The 22,763-nt window shown below is 46.5% G+C and carries 19 protein-coding genes; 1 reads left to right on the top strand and 18 read right to left on the bottom strand.

The features are described from left to right. Positions 1-2: 2 nt before the first annotated feature. Genes hemB through hemA form a run of 5 tightly spaced genes read right to left on the bottom strand, consistent with a single transcriptional unit; the run spans position 3 to position 4,901 of the window. On the bottom strand, positions 3-992 hold the full coding sequence (gene hemB, locus V1498_RS05595) for a porphobilinogen synthase (protein WP_409297389.1): 990 nt from the start codon (positions 990-992) through the stop codon (positions 3-5). Continuing rightward, complete coding sequence (locus V1498_RS05590) at positions 989-1,765, bottom strand: uroporphyrinogen-III synthase (RefSeq protein WP_409297387.1); 777 nt, start codon at positions 1,763-1,765, stop codon at positions 989-991. Before V1498_RS05590 ends, hemB begins: the two co-directional genes overlap by 4 nt. Next, the gene (gene hemC / locus V1498_RS05585) at positions 1,765-2,700 is read right to left on the bottom strand and encodes a hydroxymethylbilane synthase (RefSeq protein ID WP_409297386.1); all 936 of its coding nucleotides are present in this window, start codon (positions 2,698-2,700) and stop codon (positions 1,765-1,767) included. The genes V1498_RS05590 and hemC overlap by 1 nt, the downstream gene beginning before the upstream one ends. A gap of 12 nt (positions 2,701-2,712) precedes the next feature. Further along, positions 2,713-3,546, bottom strand: coding sequence for an inner membrane protein YpjD (locus V1498_RS05580; protein WP_409297384.1), 834 nt, complete (start codon positions 3,544-3,546; stop codon positions 2,713-2,715). A gap of 14 nt (positions 3,547-3,560) precedes the next feature. Beyond that, complete coding sequence (gene hemA, locus V1498_RS05575; protein ID WP_409297382.1) at positions 3,561-4,901, bottom strand: glutamyl-tRNA reductase; 1,341 nt, start codon at positions 4,899-4,901, stop codon at positions 3,561-3,563. Positions 4,902-5,076: 175 nt separating this feature from the next. Between hemA and V1498_RS05570 the strand changes: the two genes are divergently transcribed. Further along, a complete protein-coding gene (locus tag V1498_RS05570) occupies positions 5,077-5,565 on the top strand; it encodes a LiaI-LiaF-like domain-containing protein (RefSeq protein WP_409297380.1) in 489 nt (162 codons plus the stop codon). A gap of 129 nt (positions 5,566-5,694) precedes the next feature. On the opposite strand, the gene yihA is transcribed toward V1498_RS05570, so the two are convergent. The 13 genes from yihA to leuC all read right to left on the bottom strand — a co-directional run bounded on the left by yihA (position 5,695) and on the right by leuC (position 22,708). Beyond that, positions 5,695-6,276: a ribosome biogenesis GTP-binding protein YihA/YsxC gene (gene yihA, locus V1498_RS05565; protein ID WP_409297379.1), complete on the bottom strand. Its 582-nt coding sequence runs from the start codon at positions 6,274-6,276 to the stop codon at positions 5,695-5,697. Beyond that, positions 6,273-8,597 carry an endopeptidase La gene (lon, locus tag V1498_RS05560; protein ID WP_409297377.1) on the bottom strand — a complete coding sequence of 775 codons (2,325 nt, stop codon included), beginning with the start codon at positions 8,595-8,597 and terminating at the stop codon, positions 6,273-6,275. Before lon ends, yihA begins: the two co-directional genes overlap by 4 nt. Positions 8,598-9,101: 504 nt before the next feature. Further along, positions 9,102-10,763, bottom strand: a complete 1,662-nt coding sequence (gene lonB / locus V1498_RS05555) for an ATP-dependent protease LonB (protein ID WP_409297376.1) — start codon at positions 10,761-10,763, stop codon at positions 9,102-9,104. Positions 10,764-11,525: 762 nt separating this feature from the next. Further along, positions 11,526-11,681 carry a hypothetical protein gene (locus tag V1498_RS05550; protein ID WP_409297374.1) on the bottom strand — a complete coding sequence of 52 codons (156 nt, stop codon included), beginning with the start codon at positions 11,679-11,681 and terminating at the stop codon, positions 11,526-11,528. 155 nt (positions 11,682-11,836) lie between these two features. Further along, the gene (locus V1498_RS05545) at positions 11,837-12,796 is read right to left on the bottom strand and encodes an alpha/beta hydrolase (protein ID WP_409297373.1); all 960 of its coding nucleotides are present in this window, start codon (positions 12,794-12,796) and stop codon (positions 11,837-11,839) included. A 666-nt stretch (positions 12,797-13,462) separates the two neighbouring features. After that, complete coding sequence (locus V1498_RS05540; protein WP_409297371.1) at positions 13,463-13,825, bottom strand: hypothetical protein; 363 nt, start codon at positions 13,823-13,825, stop codon at positions 13,463-13,465. A 300-nt stretch (positions 13,826-14,125) separates the two neighbouring features. Beyond that, positions 14,126-14,764 carry a response regulator gene (locus V1498_RS05535; RefSeq protein WP_409297370.1) on the bottom strand — a complete coding sequence of 213 codons (639 nt, stop codon included), beginning with the start codon at positions 14,762-14,764 and terminating at the stop codon, positions 14,126-14,128. Further along, a complete protein-coding gene (locus tag V1498_RS05530; protein WP_409299163.1) occupies positions 14,761-15,897 on the bottom strand; it encodes a GAF domain-containing sensor histidine kinase in 1,137 nt (378 codons plus the stop codon). The genes V1498_RS05535 and V1498_RS05530 overlap by 4 nt, the downstream gene beginning before the upstream one ends. Before the next feature lie 209 nt (positions 15,898-16,106). Next, positions 16,107-17,375 carry an ATP-dependent protease ATP-binding subunit ClpX gene (gene clpX / locus V1498_RS05525; protein ID WP_409289606.1) on the bottom strand — a complete coding sequence of 423 codons (1,269 nt, stop codon included), beginning with the start codon at positions 17,373-17,375 and terminating at the stop codon, positions 16,107-16,109. 403 nt (positions 17,376-17,778) lie between these two features. After that, entirely contained in the window at positions 17,779-19,062 is a 1,284-nt protein-coding gene (tig, locus tag V1498_RS05520) for a trigger factor (RefSeq protein ID WP_409297368.1), read from the bottom strand. A 159-nt stretch (positions 19,063-19,221) separates the two neighbouring features. Further along, positions 19,222-20,253, bottom strand: coding sequence for a tetratricopeptide repeat protein (locus V1498_RS05515; protein ID WP_409297366.1), 1,032 nt, complete (start codon positions 20,251-20,253; stop codon positions 19,222-19,224). Between the two features lie 415 nt (positions 20,254-20,668). Then, positions 20,669-21,256 (bottom strand): 3-isopropylmalate dehydratase small subunit, encoded by a 588-nt coding sequence (gene leuD / locus V1498_RS05510; RefSeq protein WP_409297364.1) that lies wholly within the window; start codon positions 21,254-21,256, stop codon positions 20,669-20,671. Positions 21,257-21,280: 24 nt separating this feature from the next. Beyond that, a complete protein-coding gene (gene leuC, locus V1498_RS05505) occupies positions 21,281-22,708 on the bottom strand; it encodes a 3-isopropylmalate dehydratase large subunit (RefSeq protein ID WP_409297362.1) in 1,428 nt (475 codons plus the stop codon). Positions 22,709-22,763 lie beyond the last annotated feature (55 nt).

The following is a 22,763-nucleotide window of genomic DNA, read 5'->3' as shown; positions in this document are numbered from 1 at the left end:
CCTTAGATTTCTTCCTTCAGCCATTTTGCCACATCTTTGGCAAAATAGGTGATGATCAAATCGGCACCGGCGCGCTTCATGCTGGTCAGCGTTTCAAGCACAATGGTTTTTTCATCGATCCATCCGTTAAGGGCAGCCGCCTTGATCATTGAATATTCCCCGCTGACATTATAGGCAACCACCGGCAGGTTGAAGTTATTCTTAACATCCCTCATGATATCCATATAGCTGAGTGACGGTTTGACAATCAGGAAATCGGCGCCCTCGGCCACATCGGATTCTGCCTCGCGCAGGGCTTCCAGGCGGTTGGCATAATCCATTTGGTAGGTTTTCCGGTCACCGAACTGAGGCGTGCTGTTCGCTGCCTCCCTGAACGGGCCGTAATAGGCAGAAGAATACTTAACGGCATATGACATGACCGGAATATCCAGATAGCCTGCTTCATCTAAGGCAGCACGGATGGCTGCGACAAAGCCGTCCATCATATTGGATGGGGCAATAATATCGGCACCGGCTTCCGCCTGGCTCACGGCCGTTTTTGCCAGGAGCTCCAGGGATTCATCGTTCAGGATCCTGCCGTTTTCAACAAGCCCGCAATGGCCATGGCTTGTATATTCACAAAGACATGTGTCGGCAATAACGACCATATCGGGATAGGCTTCCTTCACGAGACGCGTTGCTTTCTGGACAATTCCATTGGAAGAATAGGCACCTGTTCCACACTCATCCTTATTATGATCATGAGGAACACCGAACAGGATCACCGATTTGATGCCTAGTCCCGCCACTTCGTCCAATTCTTCCTTAAGTTTGTCCAGTGAAATATTGAATACACCAGGCATGGAGCTGATTTCAGTCCTGACATTTTCACCTTCCACTACAAAGATAGGGTAGATCAAGTCTTCGCGGTGAAGGAATGTTTCCCTTACAAGCGCTCTCATATTCTTGCTGCTGCGCAGCCTGCGGTGTCTATTGAAGTGTAATTCGTTCATAATATATCCTCCCTGTACCCGGCACCAGCCAGGTGATTGATGATCGCTTCAAGCATGGCATCTGCTGTATATGTATCAGGGCAGACCTTTACTTCCAGCCCCAATGATTCGGCTTTCGCTTTTGTTGCCGGTCCGATGGCTGCGACCAGGCTTTTTTGCACGATATCCAGCAGATCATATTTGACAGCGGTCTTCATTAAATTGACCGCTGTTGAAGAACTTGTTAAGGCTATGATATCAATCTGACCCTGTTTTAAAAAGGAAAGAAGCCTGCCTTCAGCTCCCGGCGGAATTTCGTTCTTATAAACGATAAGCTCTGTGCATTTCTGCCCCCGCTCCTCGAGCATGCGGCAGATGGTGCTGCCTGCCAGGTTTCCTTTAGGAATCAAGATGCGTCCCGGGGCTTTCAGGACAGTAAGGAACTCCCTGCTGAAGGCTTCTGCCTCATACTCCCGGGGCATGAAGGCCGCATGGAGTCCCCGCACCTCTATTGCCTCGCGTGTTTTTGATCCGATTGCAGCAATTTCCGGAGAACCGAGACGGGACAGCGTTTCTTCAGAAAGCCCGAAATAATGGACGGCATTGGCGCTGGTAAACACAATCCAGTCATATGTTCCCGCGGCAGGAGTGAAATCAACCGCTTCAAATCCAATCAGCGGGATGGATACAGGATTCCCGCCCGCCATTCTGATTTTCTCGGCAAATGGCCGGGCCTGCTTCTGATCCCGGGTAATCAGGACATTCAGGCCGGACAAAGGCTTTTGATTTTCCATTATTCCTGATCCAGTTCTCTTTTTACAGAGTCGATCAAGTCCTTTCCTCCTCTTTGGGAAAGAAGGCCGGCTGCTTCTATTCCTACAGCGGCAGGGTCCGTACCGGTCACAGCTTCCTTGATGATCCTTGAGCCATCCGGGGCAGCGACAAGCGCAGTGAGCGTGATGCTTCCATCCCCCTCCTCCACGGCATATCCCGCGATCGGCACCTGGCAGCCGCCTTCCATCCTATCAAGGAAAGCCCGCTCTGCTTCTACTGTTTTTTGGGCAGTGGCAGAGGCAAACCTGGAAAGACCCTGGAGCAGCTCCGCATCGTCTTCCCTGCATTCGATGGAAAGGGCACCCTGTCCGACTGCAGGAAGGCATAATTCAGGTTCAAGGTATTCAGTGACTGTTTCAGATTTCCAGCCCATCCTCGATAGTCCTGCGGCCGCAAGGATGATGGCGTCATAATCTTCATCCTTAAGCTTCTGAAGCCTTGTATCAATATTTCCCCGGATCCATTTGATCTCAAGGTCGGGTCTTGCGGCAAGAAGCTGGGCGCTCCTTCTTAAGCTGCTGGTGCCGATCACAGCGCCTTCCTTCAGGTCGGCAAGCTTCACATTGCCTTTCGAGATAAGCACGTCCCTGTGATCCTCACGCGCCGGGATACAGCCGATGGTCAGGCCTTGGGGCAATACAGCCGGCATATCCTTCATGCTGTGCACAGCCATGTCGATTTCATGATCCAGCATGGCCTGTTCGATTTCTTTGACAAACAAGCCCTTGCCTCCGACCTTCGAAAGAGTCACATCCAGTATCTTATCTCCTTTAGTGACGATTTCCTTGACTTCAAATTCAAATGGAAGTCCAAGCGCCTTCAGCTGGCTGATAACCCAGTTCGTTTGAGTGAGCGCCAATTTACTTCTTCTAGATCCTACGATAATTTTTCTCATAAGAGCCTCCCGTTACGAATACCAAAAATGGAATCCTGATAAACTGCCAAACAATAAAAAGTTCACTAATACAATTAGGAATGAGGCAAGGTTCCACAGAGCCAGGCTTTTTCCGTAGACCTGCTTGCGGACCTTGCAATATAAATAGATGCTGTAGGCTGTCAGTACAATGAAAGAGCCGACAATCTTCGGATCAGACCAGGGAATGTGCGGCAGCTTGATATTTGCCCACTGCAGGCCGAGGATGAGGGACAACAGCAGGAGCGGGACCCCGATTACATTCAGAATGTATGAGGTCTTTTCAAGCTTGGACAAATCCCCGAGCCTCGTCAGCCTTTTCCCCCACTTTTTCCTTTTCAGCAGATCATATTGAATCAAATAAAGAACTGAAAATACAAAGGACAGGGAGAAAGCCGCGTAAGACAAGATGGCCATGGTAATATGGATCAGCAGCAGCTCCGATACCATCCGCTCTGCAAGAGCATGGGATTCGACCTGGACAGGCGCGAATGTGTGGACAGCCATGACTATAAATCCGAGCACATTTGTAAAGAATACGGTAAAGTCCACCCTTAGGAGTCTGTTGACGACAAGCGACAGGGTAATCAATAGCCACGCATAGAAATATAACCCTTCAAAGATGGTCAAAACAGGGAATCTGCCTGTCTCCCGTACGTACAGAAATAAAAAAATTGTTTGAAGAAGCCAAACAATCGCAAGCAGCCAGAAGGCAATACGGTTTGCCTTCCGGTCATTATTAAGAAAATCTATAAAGTATAATAGCACGCTTAAGGCATACAGAACGACAGTAGCCTCATGGAGGCGGGTCATGGATAATTCAAGCATGGCAGATCCCTCTTCTATCCATGAACCGCAGCCGGTTTAAGCTCTTGGGAAATTTCCCTGCCTTGTGCCTTCACAGCCTGTCCTTCAACTTCATCACTGATGTTGAAAATCTGGATGAACTGATCGAGGGCTGCAGATGAATTTCCGCTGCCGGCAAGCTCCTTGGCGTAGGAAATCGGATCCTTCAGCATCTGGTTAATGATGCTCTTTGTATGCTTGTTCAAGAGCTTGACCTCACGATCAGTCAGATGAGGAAGTTTCCTCTGGATGCTGTCCATGGTCTCTGCCTGAATGGATAGGGCCTTTTCACGAAGAGCCGATATAACCGGCACCACACCAAGCATATTAAGCCACCTGTTGAAGTCAGAGATTTCAGCTTCAATCATCAGCTCGATGCTTTCCGCAGCCACTCTCCGCTCCTCCAGGTTAGCTTCCACAATGCCTTCAAGATCATCGATATCATACAGGAAGACATTTTCAAGGCCGGAGATGGCAGGATCAAGGTCCCGGGGAACCGCAATATCCACCAGGAAGGCCGGCCGGCCCTTCCTCATCCTGTTGACCTGCTCCATTGTTTCCCGGTTAAGGACGAAATCCTTTGCGCCGGTTGAGCTTATCAATATATCCGCCTCTACCAGCGCGCACTGAAGCTCGTTAAGGCTCTTTGCTTCGCCATTGAAACGCTCTGCCAGTGAAACGGCTTTTTCGTAGGTGCGGTTGATGACCGTGATGCTTGTTGCGCCGCTTCCCTGCAGATTCTGGATGGCGAGCTCTCCCATTTTCCCGGCGCCAAGAATCAATACATGCTTGCCTTTCAGGGAACCGAAGATTTTCTTGGCCAGTTCCACTGCAGCATAGCTCACAGACACAGCATTTGTATTGATCTCCGTTTCAGCATGTGCTTTTTTGGCAAATGTCACAGCCTGCTTGAACAGGCGGTTGAATATCGAGCCTGATGTGCGCTCCTGCTGGGCAAGAAGGAAGCTTGCACGTACTTGTCCAAGAATCTGGGTTTCTCCGATGACCATGGAATCAAGGCCTGAGGCCACCTTGAAAAGATGCTGAATAGCACCCTCTTGTTCATAAATGAATAAGTAGGGTGAAAACTCCTCTTTATCTATGCTGAACCATTCTGATAAAAATTCTTTTATATAATATCTGCCAGTATGGGCCTGATCGACCACGGCGTAGATTTCAGTTCTATTGCAGGTCGAAACAATAACATTCTCTAAAATGCTTTTTTTATTTTTTAAAACTTTCATTGCCTCATGAAGCTCTGCCTCATTGAATGAAAGTTTCTCTCTTATTTCGACAGGGGCAGTTCTAAAATTCAAGCCGACTGCTAATATATGCATAATCTGTGCACCCCCAAAAAAATTTACGATACTTTTACTATACACCATTTGCTATTATAGCATGTATAATCTGCTTTATCGCAGTATAATTTTGAACAGATGATGAAATTGTATGATACCATTTACCAAGGTACAAAAACAGTTTGTCATGCAAGAGCTGCATTAGGAGGAAATCATGAAATCACAGCGTTTATTTCCCGGAATCATCCTGATTGGTTTCGGTGTTTACTTCCTGCTGGAGCAGGCAGGAATCGAACCCTTTGAGGGCTTTTTCACCTGGCCGACACTGCTCCTCATCACCGGCCTGTCCTTTTTGATTGGGGCATATGGAGGCCGGGAACATGAATCCATACTGCCCGGGGTGGTTCTGTCCGGACTTGGCATTCATTTTCATATCGTGAATAAATTCCAGGTCTGGCCCGATCATATCGGTGTTTTCCTATTAATCATCGGGCTTGGCTTCATTCTGCGTGCAAAGGAAACCAGATCCGGCATGTTCCATGGTGTTCTCCTGCTGGCCATATCTGTATTTATGTTATTCTATGACAAAATTATGAATTGGATGGGGCTCCTGGAGATTGGTATTTCTTCAGCCTGGAATTTCTGGCCGGTTTTCCTTATTGGAATCGGGCTGTTTTTCTTGATGGGGAGAAAGAAAAAGTGAGGCCGCTTCTGTACAGTTTCCCCAAAAAAAATAAAAAATTCCACATATACGCCCGATTTTTATGATATTCCGGGCACTCCCGCGTTAAATAACAAAAGGGCGGTCCGTGAGCACGGACCGCCCTTTTATTTACATCATGCTTTCCAGTACAGACCAGGCTTCTTCCTTGCCGAGTCCAGTCTCGGATGAGAACAGGACCAGATGGTCATCCGGATCAAAGTCCAGGGTCTCCCTTGTGACTTTGAGGTGTTTCTGCCATTTTCCCTTAGGAATCTTATCAGCTTTGGTGGCAATGACCACGCAGGGTATTTCATAATGCTTCAGGAAGTTATACATCATAACATCATCGCTTGAAGGCGGATGACGCAGGTCGACAATCAGGATGACGGCACGAAGCGGTTCTCTTTGGGTGATATAGGTTTCAATCATCCTGCCCCATGCTTCCCTCTCTGATTTCGAGACCTTTGCATAGCCATATCCCGGTACATCCACAAAATACAATGCTTCATTCAGCAGATAAAAATTCAGGGTCTGCGTCTTCCCCGGCTTGGATGAAATCCTCGCAAGCGCTTTTCGATTGATCATCTTATTGATAAAAGAAGATTTTCCGACATTGGACCTGCCTGCCAGGGCAAATTCCGGCAGGCCCCCTTCCGGATACTGTTCAGGCTTTACAGCGCTGATGATGATCTCTGAGCTGTTGATCTTCAAACCTTTTCACCTGCCAGAGCGTGCTTAAGGACTTCATCCACATGGGAGACAAGTACAAATTCAAGCTGATTCCGGACACTTTCCGGTATGTCTTCTATATCTTTCTCATTATCCCTTGGAAGGATGATTTTCGTAAGACCTGCACGGTGGGCGCTCAAAGTCTTTTCTTTTACCCCGCCTATCGGCAGGACACGGCCCCTTAGTGTGATCTCGCCGGTCATTCCGACTTCCCTTCTGATCGGCTTTCCGGATAGGGCAGATACAAGGGCTGTAGCAATGGTGATACCTGCGGATGGACCATCCTTTGGCACAGCGCCTTCAGGAACATGGATATGGATATCATTTTTCTCATGGAAGTTTTCATCAATCGAAAGGTCCTTTGCCTTGGAACGCACATAGCTGAATGCAGCCTGGGCGGACTCCTTCATAACATCGCCAAGCTTTCCGGTAAGGACAAGCTTTCCTTTCCCGGGTGCAAGGCTGACCTCGATCTGAAGCGTGTCTCCTCCGACCGTCGTATAAGCGAGGCCGGTCGCAACGCCTACCTGATCCTCCATTTCAGCCTGGCCATACCGGAACTTCCTTTTGCCAAGGAACTCTTCCAGATTCTTTTCACTTATGATGACCTTCTTCTTCTCGCCGGAGACGATGATTCTTGCCGTTTTCCTGCATATCGTCGCCAGCTGGCGCTCGAGTCCGCGCACCCCGGCTTCCCGGGTATAGTAACGGATGATGTTCACTAACGCCTCGTCCTTCATCTGGAGCTGGCTCTTCTTCAGCCCGTGCTCTTCCAGCTCTTTCATCAGCAGATGATGCTTGGCAATGTTCAGCTTTTCAAGCTCTGTATAGCCTGCAATCGAGATGATCTCCATCCGGTCCCTCAGCGGACCCGGTATGGTGGCCAGGTTGTTGGCTGTAGCGACGAACATGACCTTTGACAGATCATACGATTCTTCAATATAGTGATCGCTGAAATTGTGATTTTGTTCAGGGTCGAGCACTTCAAGCATCGCGGCTGACGGATCTCCCCTGAAGTCATTGGACATTTTGTCAATTTCATCAAGCAGGAAGACCGGGTTGATGGTCCCAGCTTTCTTCATGCCCTGAATGATCCTGCCTGGCATGGCGCCGACATATGTCCTTCTGTGTCCTCGGATTTCAGATTCATCCCTGACCCCGCCAAGCGACACTCGGACGAAGTTCCGGTTGAGTGAGGACGCGATGGATTTCGCAAGGCTGGTTTTACCTACCCCGGGAGGGCCTGCAAGGCAAAGGATCGGCCCTCTGAGTGAATTGGTAAGCTGCTGGACAGCCAGATACTCAAGGACCCTTTCCTTCACGGATTCAAGCCCATAATGGTCGCGGTGGAGGATCTTTTCTGCTTTGTTGACATCCAGGTCATCCCGAGTGGCATTGGACCAGGGAAGAACAGCAAGCCATTCGATATAATTCCGGATTACCGCACTCTCGGCAGAGCTGGCTGGAATCTTTTCATAACGGTCAAGTTCTTTAAAAGCCGTCTCCCTTACATTGTCCGGCATACCTGCAGCTTCAATTTTTTCCTGCAGGGCAGCGACTTCGCTCGTCTTGCCTTCTTTATCCCCGAGCTCTTTCTGGATGGCCTTCATTTGTTCACGCAGATAATATTCCTTCTGGGTCCTTTCCATGGAACGCTTGACGCGCTGGCCGATTTTTTTCTCCAGATTAAGGACTTCCTTTTCGTTATTGATGGTCTCAAGAACCTTGACCAAACGTTCTTTCACATCAATGGTCTCAAGGACTTCCTGCTTTTCCTTCAGCTTAAGCGGAAGATTGGATGCGATGATATCCGCCATCCGGCCGGGCTCTTCAATATCGGCAGCCGATGAATAGGTTTCGGCGGAAATCTTCTTGGACATTTTTATGTACTGTTCAAAATATTCAAGAAGCGACCTCATCAGGGCCTGATGTTCCACATCCTTCTCCGGGTTGTCTTCAAAGGTTTCAAGCTTTGCAGAGAAATGTGTTTCTTCATCATAAAAGGTTACAATTTTTGCCCTTTTGAGCCCTTCGACCAGAACACGAATCGTCCCGTTGGGAAGCTTGAGCATCTGCTTGACCTTGGTTAGTGTTCCCATCTTATAGATATCCTGTTCGGAAGGTTCATCTATTGAAACATCCTTCTGTGTAGTTAGAAAGATCAAATGGTCGTCTACCATCGCTTTTTCCAGTGCATGGACGGATTTATCACGCCCTACGTCCAAATGCAGAACCATTGTAGGGTATACCAGCAATCCTCTAAGCGGAAGGAGGGGGACGAGAATCTCACTATTTGTCGCCATCTGTACTGACACCTCCTGTAAAAATTAAAAACACATGACAAGCATGCATCTAATCACTTTTATGGCCGCCTTCAAAATTACTTTGAAGTAAAGCCTTCTCACAATTCTATCTTATTTGAATAAATGTGTCTATTTCTTGTGTTTATGCCCTTATCGTGCATCAGGTCACTGGGTCACACACCATTTTATTAATATTTTCCCTTCCGCTCCCGTACCTTATTCCTCCTTATTTGGATTGTTATCTTTCCCTTTCCCTATGAGAAGATGGGTTAAGCCGTTTTTTTTGAGGAAAAGGGGCGGAGCTGCATGTAGGATAAGTCTTCCTGCAGCCAGGTGTGACATCATTGATTTTGCTGGCATTCCTGCCTGCGCCTTACTCCGCTCCACCGCCCCATTGTGTTTGTTCTTGCTCTTGTACAGGTTCCTTTTTATGCATGGGCTGCGAGTAGAAAACTCATGTTTGATTTCTATGAAGAGAAAAACGGCTGTACAAGGACAGCCGTGTCATACACTCTCTTTTTTACTAAGGTCTGGCAGGAGTATCTCTTCCGGCATGACAGCCTTCAGGAGACAGGCGTCAAATACCTCTGAAAGATGTTTCACCGGGATAATCTCGATGCCTTCGATTTCCTTCAGGATACCGGCCATATTCTCCTTGGGGATGATCACCCGCTTGGCACCTGCTTTTTTAGCCGCCTTTATTTTCGGCACAACACCGCCGATTGGCAGTACATTCCCATGTATGCTGATTTCACCTGTCATCGCGACTTCATGGTCCACAGGAATTTTATAGACTGCAGAGTAAATCGCAGCTGCCATGGCCGTTCCAGCTGAGGGTCCGTCTACCGGTGTGCCGCCAGGAAAGTTCACATGGATATCATATTGACCCGCAGGCACACCCATCGACCGCAGGACAGTGATCACATTCTCGATCGATCCTCGTGCCATGCTCTTTCTCCGTATGGATTTTCCGGTACCGCCGATGCTTTCCTCATCCACGATCCCGGTTATATTAATGGAGCCCTTCTCTTCCGCCGGCAGCACCGTAACCTCTATTTCAAGAAGAGCCCCCGAGTTCGGTCCGTGAACGGCAAGTCCATTGACAATCCCTATTTTGGGCTTTGCAGCTATCTTCCTTTCCATGCGAGGTGAGAGCTGGCTTGAGTGGATAACCCACTCCATATCTTCATCACGAATGGAATTGCGGTCTGCGGTGATGGCAAGCCCCGCTGCGATCTGAACAAGATTGACCGCTTCCCTGCCATTCCTGGCATAACCGGCAAGCATGTCCAGGCTGTAGCGGCTTATGCTTAAATTAATTTTCTCGGCTGCATTTTTTGCAACAGCTGCTATTTCCTCTTCATCTAATTCCCGGAAAAAGACCTCCATGCATCTGGAGCGGATGGCAGGCGGAATCTCACTGGGTGTCCGTGTCGTTGCTCCGATCAGCCGGAAATCTGCAGGCAGCCCATTTTTAAAAATATCATGGATATGTGCGGGAATCTGGGCATTTTCCTCTTGATAATACGCACTCTCTAAGAAAACCTTCCTATCTTCAAGCACTTTAAGAAGTTTATTCATCTGAATAGAATGCAGCTCTCCTATTTCATCTATGAACAAGACTCCTCCATGGGCATTGGTCACGGCCCCCTGTTTTGGCTGGGGGATACCGGCTTGTCCCATGGATCCCGCTCCCTGATAAATCGGATCATGAACAGAACCAATCAGAGGGTCGGCAATTCCGCGCTCATCAAAACGGGCTGTAGTCGCATCAAGCTCAACAAAGACGGACTGCATTCCAAACGGTGATTTCGGGTTCTGCTTCGCCTCAGCTAATGCGAGCCTCGCAGCCGCTGTCTTTCCAACCCCGGGCGGGCCGTAGATGATCACATGCTGCGGATTGGGTCCGCACAGGGCTGCCTTCAGAGATTTAATGCCGTCTTCCTGCCCCATTATATCGTCAAAGCTTTTCGGCCTCACTTTTTCAGCCAGCGGTTCGGTCAACTTGATGGACCTCATTTTCCTGAGCTGATCCATCTCTTTTCGGGATTCACGGTCTATAGACACTTTTTGCGTCCGCTGCCCTTTTAAAAGGTTCAAAAAATACATACCGATGATAATCCCGAAAAACAATTGTATAAAGAGTGCTATTCCTGTCCAGCTCATCCTGTTCCCTCCCGTAAGGATCCACGTTAGTTTGTACTTGCTAGTATCTCCCTGGTCTCTTAGGAATAAACAAGATATTTGCGTAAAGAATATAGGCAGCATGCTGCAATGTCCCTTAGGTCTGCTATCGCAGGCGGTTCTTTTGCAATTCGTGCAGAAAACTCCCCTTTCTATAGAAGAAAGCCGGTATTAATAGAAGAGAATGCATATGGTGCTGATGTATCTTTTGCTCAGGCTGCAGAGAAATTGCGGTTTTCGGGCTGTTCTCGATTTCAAATGGTTCCCGCTTCTTCAATCCGTATATTAAAATTTTGATTTCGCATACTCATGGTTTATGGACCAAGAAAGTTGATTTCCGCTGCAGGCACTCCATTGGAGCGGGGCGGGCGGTGAGCTTCTCGCTTCGCTGCGGGCTCTCACCTGTCCCGCTTTTCCTAGAAAACCGGAAAGCGGTGCCTGCCAAATAAAGCTTATATTTACTTGGTTTAAATCTATTGCTAATTTGGAAGGCAGAGACTCAAGAAAAGTACCCGTAACCCCATAATAAAAGGCTGCCGAAGCAGCCAAAACATTCTTTTAACTAACGCACCCGTTGATTCAAGGAAAAAGGGTTTTAAATAGTAATGGATCAACCATTACTGTCCATCCATTTAAATATGCACCATAAGGATAACTAATTGTTGACTAGTGGGTACCGGCCTTTTCATTTCCAAGTTTCATTATTCGTATTTTAGTTAATAGGCAGTTTTACTAAAATATTCGCTAGCAGCCGCAGCCATGATGGCCGTGATGCCCGTACCCATAACCCATCATGCCGGGATAACCATAACCCGTCATTCCAGGTGTTCCATATCCCATCATTCCAGGTGTTCCATAACCCATCATTCCGGTGCTGCCACCATAAAATTGTCGATCCATTCTCTATTTCCTCTCCATTTGAACTTACAAAAGTAGTATATGTGTCCATATTTATAGAGGAATAGGTATCTACCTAGAGCCATTAAAGCCATACTTTCTTAACCTAAAGGACAGCTGTTCCGTTAGCACAAGAAGCTAAGATAAACTAAGCGAATTCAATTTATTTTACTAATAGCAGCTAATGTTTCTGTAAAATCATTAACCTGTATACTCATTTTTTTATAACGTGTCCAATGTAAATAGTGGTTTCCCTTTAAAGTGACTGTTTTACATTTTTCCGTCTGATAAAAGTCATTTACTTTAGGTTGTTCCTTATTAAATAATAGGACTGGCATATCAGATGGAAATCTCATATTAATTGTTTTATCAATATTTCTACCCATATTATTTGTTTCGTTCACTATATTTTTGTTAAAGTATTTCCAAGCAGTAATAGCTTTAGTCATCTTTAAATTCTCTTTAGAATAAACTCCTTCCTCCGCTAATGGTGAGGTAAGGCCTGGAATTACATATGATACCAATCTTATAATTCCTATTGGTGCTAAATAACCTGCGAATTTAGGGAAAGAACCAGAATGTGAATTAGAATGTGAACCAGAAGCATTTGGCAGGGTAGGTTCAATCCCTATTACAGCTCTAACTTCCTTTGGATATTTATTTGCATAATACATACTGTAAATGCCAGAAATGGAGTGTGGCATCAATATATATGGACCTTCTATATTTGATTTTTTTAAAGCGGTTCTTATTTCTTCCACTATATTTTCTACCGTCCGTTCTTTATTAGTTAAATCACTCCATCCATATCCAAAACTCTCGACTACGACTACTTTATTTTTCTTTGACATTTCATTAATCAAAGGTTCAAAATCTAACACAGGTGCGGCTGTACCCAATCCACTTAACAAGACAATGGTATTTTCACCACTACCCTTTGAATAGACATGCATTTTCTTTCCATCTACTTTAACTAATTTCCCTAGTGGTGGATATTTTTTTTGTTCATATACCATCATAGCCTGATGGAGAACCACCCAGAAAAGAGCGATTCCCACAATAACCAATAAAGACTTTTTCATAATAATCCAAAATCTAAAATTCTTTTTGGTTTTCAATATTCCCACTCCTTCTTACCTTAAGTATTATAGTGGTATTCTTGAAATCGCAATAGCACCTGGGGAAGTAACCTCATCTAAGGCTTGAGGAGTAGATTGAAGCGTTTGGTTTAATCATAATATCCCACGGATGTCTCCCTCAGTAAGTGTAGACACTGATTCGAGATGTATCAATACTGCGTTTAAAAAGTTTGATATGTGTTTACTTCATTGATCTTACCATGAATTACTCAGCCCCTTTTGTTCAATAAGGACTTCAACAAAAAAGGCCGGTATCCTCCCTGGAACAACGCACCCCCAAAATACTCTCCCTTTTTTGACTTATTATCTATATTAGTTCAAAAAAGATATTAAAAATCCTTTGTTTTCCAAGCGGTTCTGAAAAGAACAAAAGGCTGCCCCTTAGCGGCCGAATACCCTTTAGTTCAATGAGCTCTCAAGAAACTGATATGTACGATAGTAAGAATATCTCTTGTTCATGTAAATCACCGACTGGAGATTACTGGAAATTCCAGGTAGACACAAGCTGTGAATTCTATAATCAGTTACTTCTTCGTTGATGTTTTCGGTAATTCTCTGCCGTTTCCCTGTTTACCGCAGCACAGCAAAACCCGAGGTAAATAACCCCGGGTTTTTTAAAAAAACTTTTCTTTATACAAAACCCCATTACCAGCAAAGCGCTATCGTAATTCCAAAGCATGCCTCTCCATCGGCAGGAGGAAGGAACAGGATGGCGATCCGGTCTGGGTTAATATCGATTTTGACTGGTGTACGAACTCCTGTAGATTGAATCAGTTGGTTCACTTTTTGATCCTGTCCGGCTGCAGCTGCTGATTTCAGCTTCCTGGCAAAAGATTGATCTGAAGAAATTTTGGTTAACAAACTTCCGATTTCCTGCTGCAGGAGGAGGAATTTCTTTGCATTCTTCTGCATTAATTTCACATCATATGGATCCGACCCAGCGGGAATACGCGGATTGATGAACATCTGGGGAGGCAGGTTGTAATAATAAGAGTAAGGCCCTTCCACTTATAACCACTCCTTTACTTGCCATAGCTTATTATATGGGCCGGTAAAAGGTTCTGTGAGGTCTTCCGTGGAAAAGGGATGGAGCTGCATGTATCATAAGGCTTCCTACGACTAGGTGTGAACATCATTTATCTTGCTGGCATTCCGCCTGCGCCTTTCTCCGCTCCACCACCTTATTATGTTTATTGTTGCTCTTGTCCAGGTTCCTTTCATGCATGGTCTACAAGTAGAAAACTCCTGTGATCCAACTTTTTTGCGCCTTGCCAACTGCCACAAATACTAACCCGGCAGCATGCCGGTTCAAGTCTTGATAAGGCCATGTTTTACTGCATAAAGGGCGGCCTGTGTCCGGTCCGCCACGCCAAGCTTTGACAATATGCTGGACACATGTGTTTTTACTGTTTTTTCTGTAATAAACAAGGCAGAGGATATCGCCTTATTGCTTTTCCCGCTGGCAATTTCAATCAGGACCTCGAGCTCGCGGCGGGTTAAATCACTGATTGCCTTTTTCTCAGTGTCCCCTGCTCCGGAAATGGCAGAAATCAGCTGGGTGGCCGCCTTTGAATGCAGCTGGTTTTCGCCTGCTGCGACTTTTTTCATGATTCTTACGAGTTCGTCCGGTTCAATATCCTTCAGCTGATACCCTGCCGCTCCCGCTTCAATCGCAGGCAGGACATGGTCTTGATCTGAAAAGCTGGTTAATATTAAAATGCATGCTTTAGGCTGATCTTCTTTAATGCGCTTGGTCGCTTCGATGCCATTGAGCACAGGCATATCTAGGTCCATGAGGATAATATCCGGCTTCAGTTCAAGGGCGAGTGCAACAGCCTCTTCTCCGTTGCCGGCCTCGCCGACAACCGTGATGTCCTCCTGGGTCTGCAGGAACATCGACAGCCCCCTTCGTACTACATGATGGTCATCCGCAATCAATACTTTCATATTCCATCGTTCTCCTTTTGCAGTGGGATGGTGATCCTGATCGCCGTTCCTTTGCCTGGTGTGCTTCTGATACTAAATGTGCCGTCCAGCCTTTCTGCACGTTCACGCATGGCAGACAGCCCCAGGGAAGGAAGAGACTCCATTCCATTCAGCAGACAGCCTTTCCCATGATCCTGAATCTCAAAGAGCACGCTATCGATGCCTGTCTTGATATGCAGGTATATATCCTTTTCTCCAGAGTGCTTTTTACAATTATTTAAGGCTTCCTGGCCTATCCTCCATAGAGCTTCCTCCATGATGGCCGGCAGGGAAATCAGTCCCTCAACCTGGCTGTGGACCTCAAGGCCGATCATTTTCCCATAGCCGGAAATGGCGTCAATCAAGCCATTTTCAAGGCCCTGCGGACGGAGCTGCCAGATCAATGCCTTCATTTCAGCAAGCGCCCTTTGTGACATCTCCTGAATATATGTGAAGGCATCCCTCATCTGATCCTGATCGGTCATTTCCCTTCCAGCCCGTGCCGTCAGTGAAACAGAGAACAGCAGCTGATTTACCGAATCATGCAGATCCCTTGCCAGGCGGTTCCTCTCCTGAATAAGGACATTTTCCTGCTCAGCTGATTGCAGCCGGATCCGCTTAATAGAAGCACCTATCTGAAAGGCCACAGATTCCAGCAGATCAAGCTCACTTTGATTGAAAGCTTCCCTGCCTGGTGCGGCTACATTCAAGAGTCCGAATTGCTCAGAGCCCGCACGCAGGGGAACCGTGGCATGATGGGTCAAACCTCCGGTATCATTTCCAGCCCCCAGCGCTGCTGCTTCTTCCAGCCGTTTACATTCCATAATGTTTGAGGCATTCGTAAGTGTGCCGCGGGAAAACTTGCTGACACACCAGCAGTTGTTTGTGCACATTGGCGCAAACCGGTCCTTTTTTAAGGCAGGCGGGAGGTTATGATGGGCAGCAAGATGATGATTCCCCCGGCTGTCCATTAAAAATATCCATCCTGTTTCAAATTCGGTAATCTCAAGAAGAAGTACCAGGACATCCTGCAGCACCGCTTCCAGAGACGTTCCTTCATTAAGCTTTTCTGCTATTTCCTTAAGTATTCTCAGTTTATATATCCGTTCTTCCATCACAGGCTTCATCCTCCTATGCTCTGTTTCTATTTTAACGTAAAAACGAGTAAGGAATGAGATTTCTTTTTTGATCAAACAGCACAAACACGAAAAGGCGGTGAGAGGAGCAACGCATAACAGGAACGAAAAAAAGCTGCCGGCTTTTCTAAGCCGGCAGCTCATTTAGACCCTGAAAGAACTTGTCTTTCTAAAAGGTTTCTGATGAATTAAGCAGAAGTTTTCTTTTCTTTCCCTGTAACAAGTGTCCCGTCAGTCAAAAGCAATTTGGGCGGTTTGTTTTCAGTGACCGTTTCAGCGGTGATGATACATTTCTCAATATCATCTCGTGAAGGAAGGTCGAACATCACTTCGAGCATAATGCCCTCAATAATGGAACGAAGTCCGCGGGCACCTGTTTTGCGTTCGATTGCCTTCTTGGAAATTTCACTGAGTGCTTCAGGTTCGAATTCCAATTCAACATCATCAAGTTCAAGCATTTTTTGATATTGCTTCACAAGCGCGTTTTTTGGCTTGGTCAAAATTTCAATCAGGGCTGCTTCATCCAGCTGCTCAAGAGTTGCAATGACCGGGAGACGGCCGATGAACTCCGGAATCAAGCCGAATTTAAGCATATCTTCTGGAAGGACCCTTGTCAGAAGAGCTTTTTGGTCCACATCTTCTTTTTTCTGGTCTCCTCCAAATCCGATTACCTTCTGTCCAAGACGGCGTTTGATGATCGGCTCGATGCCGTCAAATGCACCGCCGCAGATGAACAGGATATTCGTTGTATCAATCTGGATGAATTCCTGATGTGGATGCTTGCGTCCTCCCTGAGGCGGCACGCTTGCTGTTGTGCCTTCAAGGATTTTGAGGAGCGCCTGCTGTACACCTTCACCCGATACATCGCGTGTGATGGACGGGTTTTCCGATTTCCTTGCCACTTTATCGATTTCATCGATGTAAATGATGCCTTTTTCAGCCTTTTCCACATCATAATCCGCTGCCTGGATCAGCTTCAGGAGAATGTTTTCAACATCCTCGCCAACATATCCGGCTTCAGTCAATGAAGTGGCGTCTGCAATTGCAAAAGGCACATTCAATAAGCGTGCAAGAGTCTGAGCAAGCAGGGTTTTCCCGCTTCCTGTCGGCCCGATCAAACAGATATTACTCTTGGAAAGCTCGACATCGTCGATCTTGCTGTTGGAATTGATTCGCTTATAGTGATTATAAACCGCGACAGCAAGGGATTTCTTTGCCTGTTCCTGTCCGATTACATACTCATCCAGAATTTCGCGGATCTCCCTTGGTTTTGGAACGTCCTTGAATTCAACTTCTTCTTCAGTCCCAAGCTCTTCTTCTACGATTTCTGTACACAGTTCGATACATTCATCACAGATATATACACCAGGTCCCGCTACAAGCTTGCGCACCTGTTCTTGTGTTTTGCCGCAAAAAGAACATTTAAGCTGCCCTTTTTCATCGTTAAATTTGAACATACATTTCACCCCTTTAAATACTATCCCTCAAAAAAAGCCCAGATGCATTACTACTTACTCAGGAAAAGGGTCTATCTTTTTGTTTCTCTATGTATAGTAAATCTTAACATACAATACATTGAAATAAGAAATGAAAAAACTTATGGCCCTTTAATCCTGATTTCCGGGACGCAGTTCATTAATATGTATATTGCCCTTTACAAGCATTTCCAAACTAGCCATTTTCAAACCTGCTGGAAAGATTGAATTATGTATATGCGTTATTAGAATTAATCTACACTGATTCCAGTAAAAAATCAATCTTGAATGCATCCCATGCTCCTGAAAAAACAACGGGGTCTATGAAAGAACACCTGATAGTATAAAACAAGGCACGATTAAGTCGTGCCTTGCCCTTTAATTATTAAACTGTTTTGCTGTTTTCAACAAGGAAGTCGATTGCTTTGCGGTTCTTAAGATCCGACTTGACGCCTTCAAGGCTTCCAAGAGCAGCTTTTATGCTTTCTGTATCCATATTGTACATTTCAGCCATCTTGCTGATTTCTTCATTTACTTCTTCTTCAGATACTTCGAAGTTTTCCTGCTGGCCAATCGCTTCAAGTGTAAGGTTCACACGCACACGCTTTTCTGCTTCTTCAGTCATTTGGCCGCGAAGGGCTTCTTCATCCTGACCTGAGAATTGGAAGTACATTTCGAGGTTCATGCCCTGCATTTGCAGGCGCTGGTCGAACTCGCTCATCATGCGTTCCACTTCATTGTCGATCATTACTTTAGGAATTTCCACTTCAGCATTGTCAGCAGCTTTCTCAACTACTGTATCACGGACATGGTGCTCCGCTTCATGCTTTTTGGTATCTTCTAAGCGTGTTCTTGTTTTTTCTTTCAATTCAGCAAGGGTTTCAACTTCTTCGTCAACATCCTTGGCAAACTCATCATCTAACTCAGGAAGCTGCTTGGATTTAATTTCATGCACCTTCACTTTGAATACAGCGGGCTGTCCAGCAAGGTCAGCAGCATGGTACTCTTCAGGGAAAGTCACTTCTACATCCTTCTCAGCGCCAGTTTCGACTCCTACAAGCTTCTCTTCGAATCCTGGAATGAAAGAACCAGATCCTAGTTCAAGTGAATAATTTTCGCCTTTTCCGCCTTCGAATGCTTCGTTGTTTACGAATCCTTCGAAGTCGATAACTACAGTATCCCCATTTTCAGCTGCGCCTTCTTCTTTGACTACAAGCTCAGCCTGGCGTTCCTGAAGGCTTTTGATTTCTGCATCTACTTCTTCTTCTGTTACTTCTGTTTCGAACTTTTCAACTTCAAGTCCTTTGTAATCGCCAAGCTTCACTTCAGGCTTAACCGTTACAGTTGCTTTGAAGATGAATTCTTTGCCTTTTTCGAACTGGTCTACATCGATCTCCGGACGGTCGATTGGATCAATTCCTGCTTCTTCAACTGCAGAAGCGTATGCTTCAGGAAGAAGATAATCAATTGCATCCTGGTATAATGATTCTACACCAAAGCGTTTTTCAAACATGGAACGGGGCATTTTTCCTTTACGGAATCCTGGTACATTGATTTGCTTTACGACTTTTTTAAATGCCGCGTCAAGACCCTCGGATACTTTCGCTGATTCAAGCTCAACTGTAAGAACACCGCGGTTCCCTTCTAATTTTTCCCATTTTACAGACATGCAGTTCCCTCCAAAAATATCTATATTACTATCTTTTATTAACATCTGGATGAATATAAAGAACGTTCCTATTTACAAGTCATCCTAAGTATAGGCCCAGAAGGCTGATAACAACCATTATATTATAACACAGGATAGCTTTCTTTCAACTGAGATCCTCTAAATAGTAGGATAAGAAATTTCTTCATAGTTTCTCAGCTCTTCCAATATGGCCTGAATTTCAGTCAGACCGGTCTCATACCGGGCGGCAGCCTCCTCTTCGGATAAGCCTGCGCCCTGATATTCGCCAGCGAGGATATGGTATGCTGCCGCCCAGTTCCTGGCATTAAATCCTCTTGGTTCAAACGGATAGAGGATAAAGTTGTGGCGTTCCACAAGGCTCCTGGCAAACTCTGAAAGTGTAGGATCCTCGTGGGAAAGCATTTCCTCAAGCATGGATGCTGTCCCCTGCAGGAAATCCGTTTCCAGGATATCAGGCAGGCGTTCAGGCGCAGCTTCCACCACTCTCCCGAATTTTTCAATTTCAATTACTTCACTAACACCCTGGTCCCTTAGGATGGTGATAATGAGAGTCTTTAAGAAAGGATTTCTTTCAGGGCTTTTAAGGAAAACCTTCATTTCCTCCAAATAGGGCCTGATATTGGCATGGGCAAGCTGGGAGATCAATAACAGCTGTTCCTGTTCAGAATTCTTCCCCAGCAGATCAAAGCCGGGCTGGATGCCCGCATCAGAAGAAATAATAGGTTCCTGCAGGTCCGCATGCTCCTCAAGCGCCCTCTCACAGAATTCAAGCATTTTATAGAAATGTTCCTCCTTGTCAGGCGGCACCTGCTTTTCTTCAAGCAGCGCCCTGATTACTCCAGCCATTTCTTCATGCTTATTCAAGTTTAGGAGGATCATCAAATAAATGTTCACTACCTGAAAATAGTCACCGATCCCTTTGCGGAGCAGTTCCTTGCATATTTCCTCCGCTTCCCGGTAGTTTCCAAGCTCCACAAGTGACACTACCAGTCCCATGTTCATTTCTGCATGCTCCGGCTCAAGTTCCCTTGCCTCCCGGAAAAATCCTGCTGCATCCTTAAAATTTTTCTCTTTCAATGAATCCAGCCCGCGGTCGATCAGCCGGTCCGCAAGTCCAGGGAAGGGAATGACCTTCCTGTCTTTGCCGGGCTTATTTTGTTTTCCTCTCATATATGAACCGCCTTAGACGTTTTATATTATTGTGACTCAGTTTAGCATGTAATGTTTGGAAAGACAAAAATTCGGCAAAATTCGGCCTTCTTTCTCATAACTATATTTCACCGGTCTGGAATAGAGCGGGATGTGCCTGACTTATCAAGCATTTAATACTCTATTAATTTTAAAAAACCATAAATCAAACCTGAGTATTCTACTCGCAGCCCATGACTGGAAAGGAACCAGGACAGGAGCAGGAACTAACACAATGGGGGGTGGAGCGGAGTAAGGCACAGGCAGGAATGCCAGCAAGTTAAATGATGTCCACTCCTGGCTGCTTGAGCCTTATGATTCATGCAGCTCCGCCCCTTTTCCACACAAAAAACGCATTAATCCTCCAAGGATTAATGCGTCAGGCTGCCCCGCCTGTTTAACCTGCAGCGCTGTTTTCATAAGCGCTTATATCCTCTTCATATCGAAGGGTGATGGAAATCTCATCCCATCCATTCACCAGCAGCTCCTTCCAATAAGGATGGATATCAAATTGGGCATGAAACTCGCCCTCAGCCTCTAATCTCTGGGCTGGGAGGTCCACTGAGACCCGGCTGCCTGTGTTTTTGATGATGGCCATGAGTTTTTCGGTTTCTTTCCCTTCCAGGCGGATAGGCAGAATACCATTTTTAAAGCAGTTTTGATAAAAAATATCTGCGAAGGACGGAGCGATCACCACTCTGAATCCATAGTCGAGCAGCGACCAGGGAGCATGTTCACGTGAGGAGCCGCAGCCGAAGTTTTCCCCCGCCACAAGAATTGAAGCACCCTTATTCTCTGGCTGGTTCAATTCAAAATCCGGACGTTCTCTGCCTTTTTCATCAAAGCGCCAGTTATAGAAGAGAAATTGCCCAAAGCCGGTCCGCTCGATTCTTTTTAAAAATTGCTTTGGAATGATCTGGTCTGTATCCACATTCGCCCTGTCAAGGACAGCCGCGCTGCCTGTCAATGTAGTAATAGGTTCCATATGCCATCTCCTTAACCGGATGAATCATTGTGGAATCAATGATTCATCCTTCTTATATTTTTCTTCCCTGATATCTACGAATCTCCCATACACAGCGGCAGCCGCTGCCATGGCCGGACTGACAAGATGCGTCCTTGCACCGGCACCCTGCCTTCCCTCAAAATTGCGGTTCGATGTGGAAGCACAGTGTTCCCCGGCCGGGACTGCATCAGGATTCATGCTGAGGCACATGCTGCAGCCGGAATCACGCCATTCAAATCCGGATTCCAAGAAGATCTGGTGAAGCCCCTCCTCTTCTGCCTGCCTCTTAACCCGCTGGGAGCCTGGGACAACCATTGCCCGGACACCTTGCTTGACCTTTTTCCCCTTCGTCCAGGAAGCGGCTGCCCGCAGATCCTCAAGGCGTGAATTGGTGCAGGAGCCGATGAATACATGCTGAACCTCAATATCCTCCATTTTCATTCCTGCTTCAAGACCCATATATTGAAGGGCCCCTGTCAGGGACTTTTTATCCCCTGCTGTAAGGGTTTCTTCATAGGTTGGAATCCGGCCGTCCACCGGGCTGCACATCCCCGGGTTCGTTCCCCAGCTCACCATCGGGGAAATCTCAGCTCCATCGACAACAAGAACTTTATCGTATGCGGCATCAGGATCGCTGGCAAGCCCTGCCCACTTCCTGGCCATTTCTTCAAACGCTTCTCCCCGCGGCGCATATTTCCTCCCCTTCATATAGGAGAAAGTGGTCTCATCCGGACTCACAAGTCCTGCCCGCGCGCCGCCCTCGATGGACATATTGCAGATGGTCATGCGCTCTTCCATCGACATGGCCTCGATCACTTCGCCGCAATATTCAATAACATGTCCGTTCCCGAAGGTAACCCCAAACTTGGAAATGATATATAAAATCACGTCCTTTGCCGTGACTCCCTCCTGAAGCCTTCCTGAGACTTCTAGCTTCAGCGTCTTCGGCCGCCCCTGCCAGAGCGTCTGGGTCGCCAGGACATGCTCTACCTCACTTGTTCCAATCCCGAAAGCCAGGGCTCCGAAGGCACCGTGTGTGGAAGTATGGCTGTCTCCGCAGACAATCGTCATTCCCGGTGCTGTTAGACCCAGCTCAGGCCCGATCACATGGATGATGCCCTGGTCCTCACTGTCAAGGTCGGCCAGCCTGATGCCAAATTCCCGGCAATTTGCCGCAAGGGCATCCAGCTGGTTCCTGGCGATTTCATCCTGGATGAAATATCTATTATAAGTGGGTACATTATGATCCATGGTCGCAAATGTACGATGGGGCCGTCTGACCGTCCTGCCCTTCAAGCGGAGACCTTCAAAGGCCTGCGGCGATGTTACTTCATGAATATAGTGCAGGTCAATATACAAAAGATCGGGCTTGCCTTCCTCCTGTACCACTTTATGGGTATCCCATATTTTATCGATAATTGATTTCCCCATATTATTTCATCCCCCTAAGGCTCTAATATTAAATAAAAAGGGGAGAAGCTCCCCT

Source organism: Paraperibacillus marinus, from assembly GCF_046237605.1.
Lineage (GTDB): Bacteria > Bacillota > Bacilli > Bacillales > DSM-1321 > Paraperibacillus > Paraperibacillus marinus.
Note: the sequence above shows the minus strand (reverse complement) of the source record. Positions and strands in the feature narration are given on the sequence as shown.

What these genes read in the sequence shown, in the direction of transcription:
- V1498_RS05570 (WP_409297380.1), top strand. Translation starts at nt 5,077, where the DNA reads ATGAAATCACAGCGTTTATTTCCCGGAATCATCCTGATTGGTTTCGGT.
- tig (WP_409297368.1), bottom strand. Translation starts at nt 19,062, where the DNA reads ATGTCTGTAAAATGGGAAAAATTAGAAGGGAACCGCGGTGTTCTTACA.
- V1498_RS05535 (WP_409297370.1), bottom strand. Translation starts at nt 14,764, where the DNA reads ATGAAAGTATTGATTGCGGATGACCATCATGTAGTACGAAGGGGGCTG.
- hemB (WP_409297389.1), bottom strand. Translation starts at nt 992, where the DNA reads ATGAACGAATTACACTTCAATAGACACCGCAGGCTGCGCAGCAGCAAG.
- lonB (WP_409297376.1), bottom strand. Translation starts at nt 10,763, where the DNA reads ATGAGCTGGACAGGAATAGCACTCTTTATACAATTGTTTTTCGGGATT.
- hemC (WP_409297386.1), bottom strand. Translation starts at nt 2,700, where the DNA reads ATGAGAAAAATTATCGTAGGATCTAGAAGAAGTAAATTGGCGCTCACT.
- lon (WP_409297377.1), bottom strand. Translation starts at nt 8,597, where the DNA reads ATGGCGACAAATAGTGAGATTCTCGTCCCCCTCCTTCCGCTTAGAGGA.
- clpX (WP_409289606.1), bottom strand. Translation starts at nt 17,375, where the DNA reads ATGTTCAAATTTAACGATGAAAAAGGGCAGCTTAAATGTTCTTTTTGC.
- V1498_RS05550 (WP_409297374.1), bottom strand. Translation starts at nt 11,681, where the DNA reads ATGGATCGACAATTTTATGGTGGCAGCACCGGAATGATGGGTTATGGA.
- leuC (WP_409297362.1), bottom strand. Translation starts at nt 22,708, where the DNA reads ATGGGGAAATCAATTATCGATAAAATATGGGATACCCATAAAGTGGTA.
- V1498_RS05590 (WP_409297387.1), bottom strand. Translation starts at nt 1,765, where the DNA reads ATGGAAAATCAAAAGCCTTTGTCCGGCCTGAATGTCCTGATTACCCGG.
- V1498_RS05530 (WP_409299163.1), bottom strand. Translation starts at nt 15,897, where the DNA reads ATGGAAGAACGGATATATAAACTGAGAATACTTAAGGAAATAGCAGAA.
- hemA (WP_409297382.1), bottom strand. Translation starts at nt 4,901, where the DNA reads ATGCATATATTAGCAGTCGGCTTGAATTTTAGAACTGCCCCTGTCGAA.
- V1498_RS05580 (WP_409297384.1), bottom strand. Translation starts at nt 3,546, where the DNA reads ATGCTTGAATTATCCATGACCCGCCTCCATGAGGCTACTGTCGTTCTG.
- V1498_RS05515 (WP_409297366.1), bottom strand. Translation starts at nt 20,253, where the DNA reads ATGAGAGGAAAACAAAATAAGCCCGGCAAAGACAGGAAGGTCATTCCC.
- leuD (WP_409297364.1), bottom strand. Translation starts at nt 21,256, where the DNA reads ATGGAACCTATTACTACATTGACAGGCAGCGCGGCTGTCCTTGACAGG.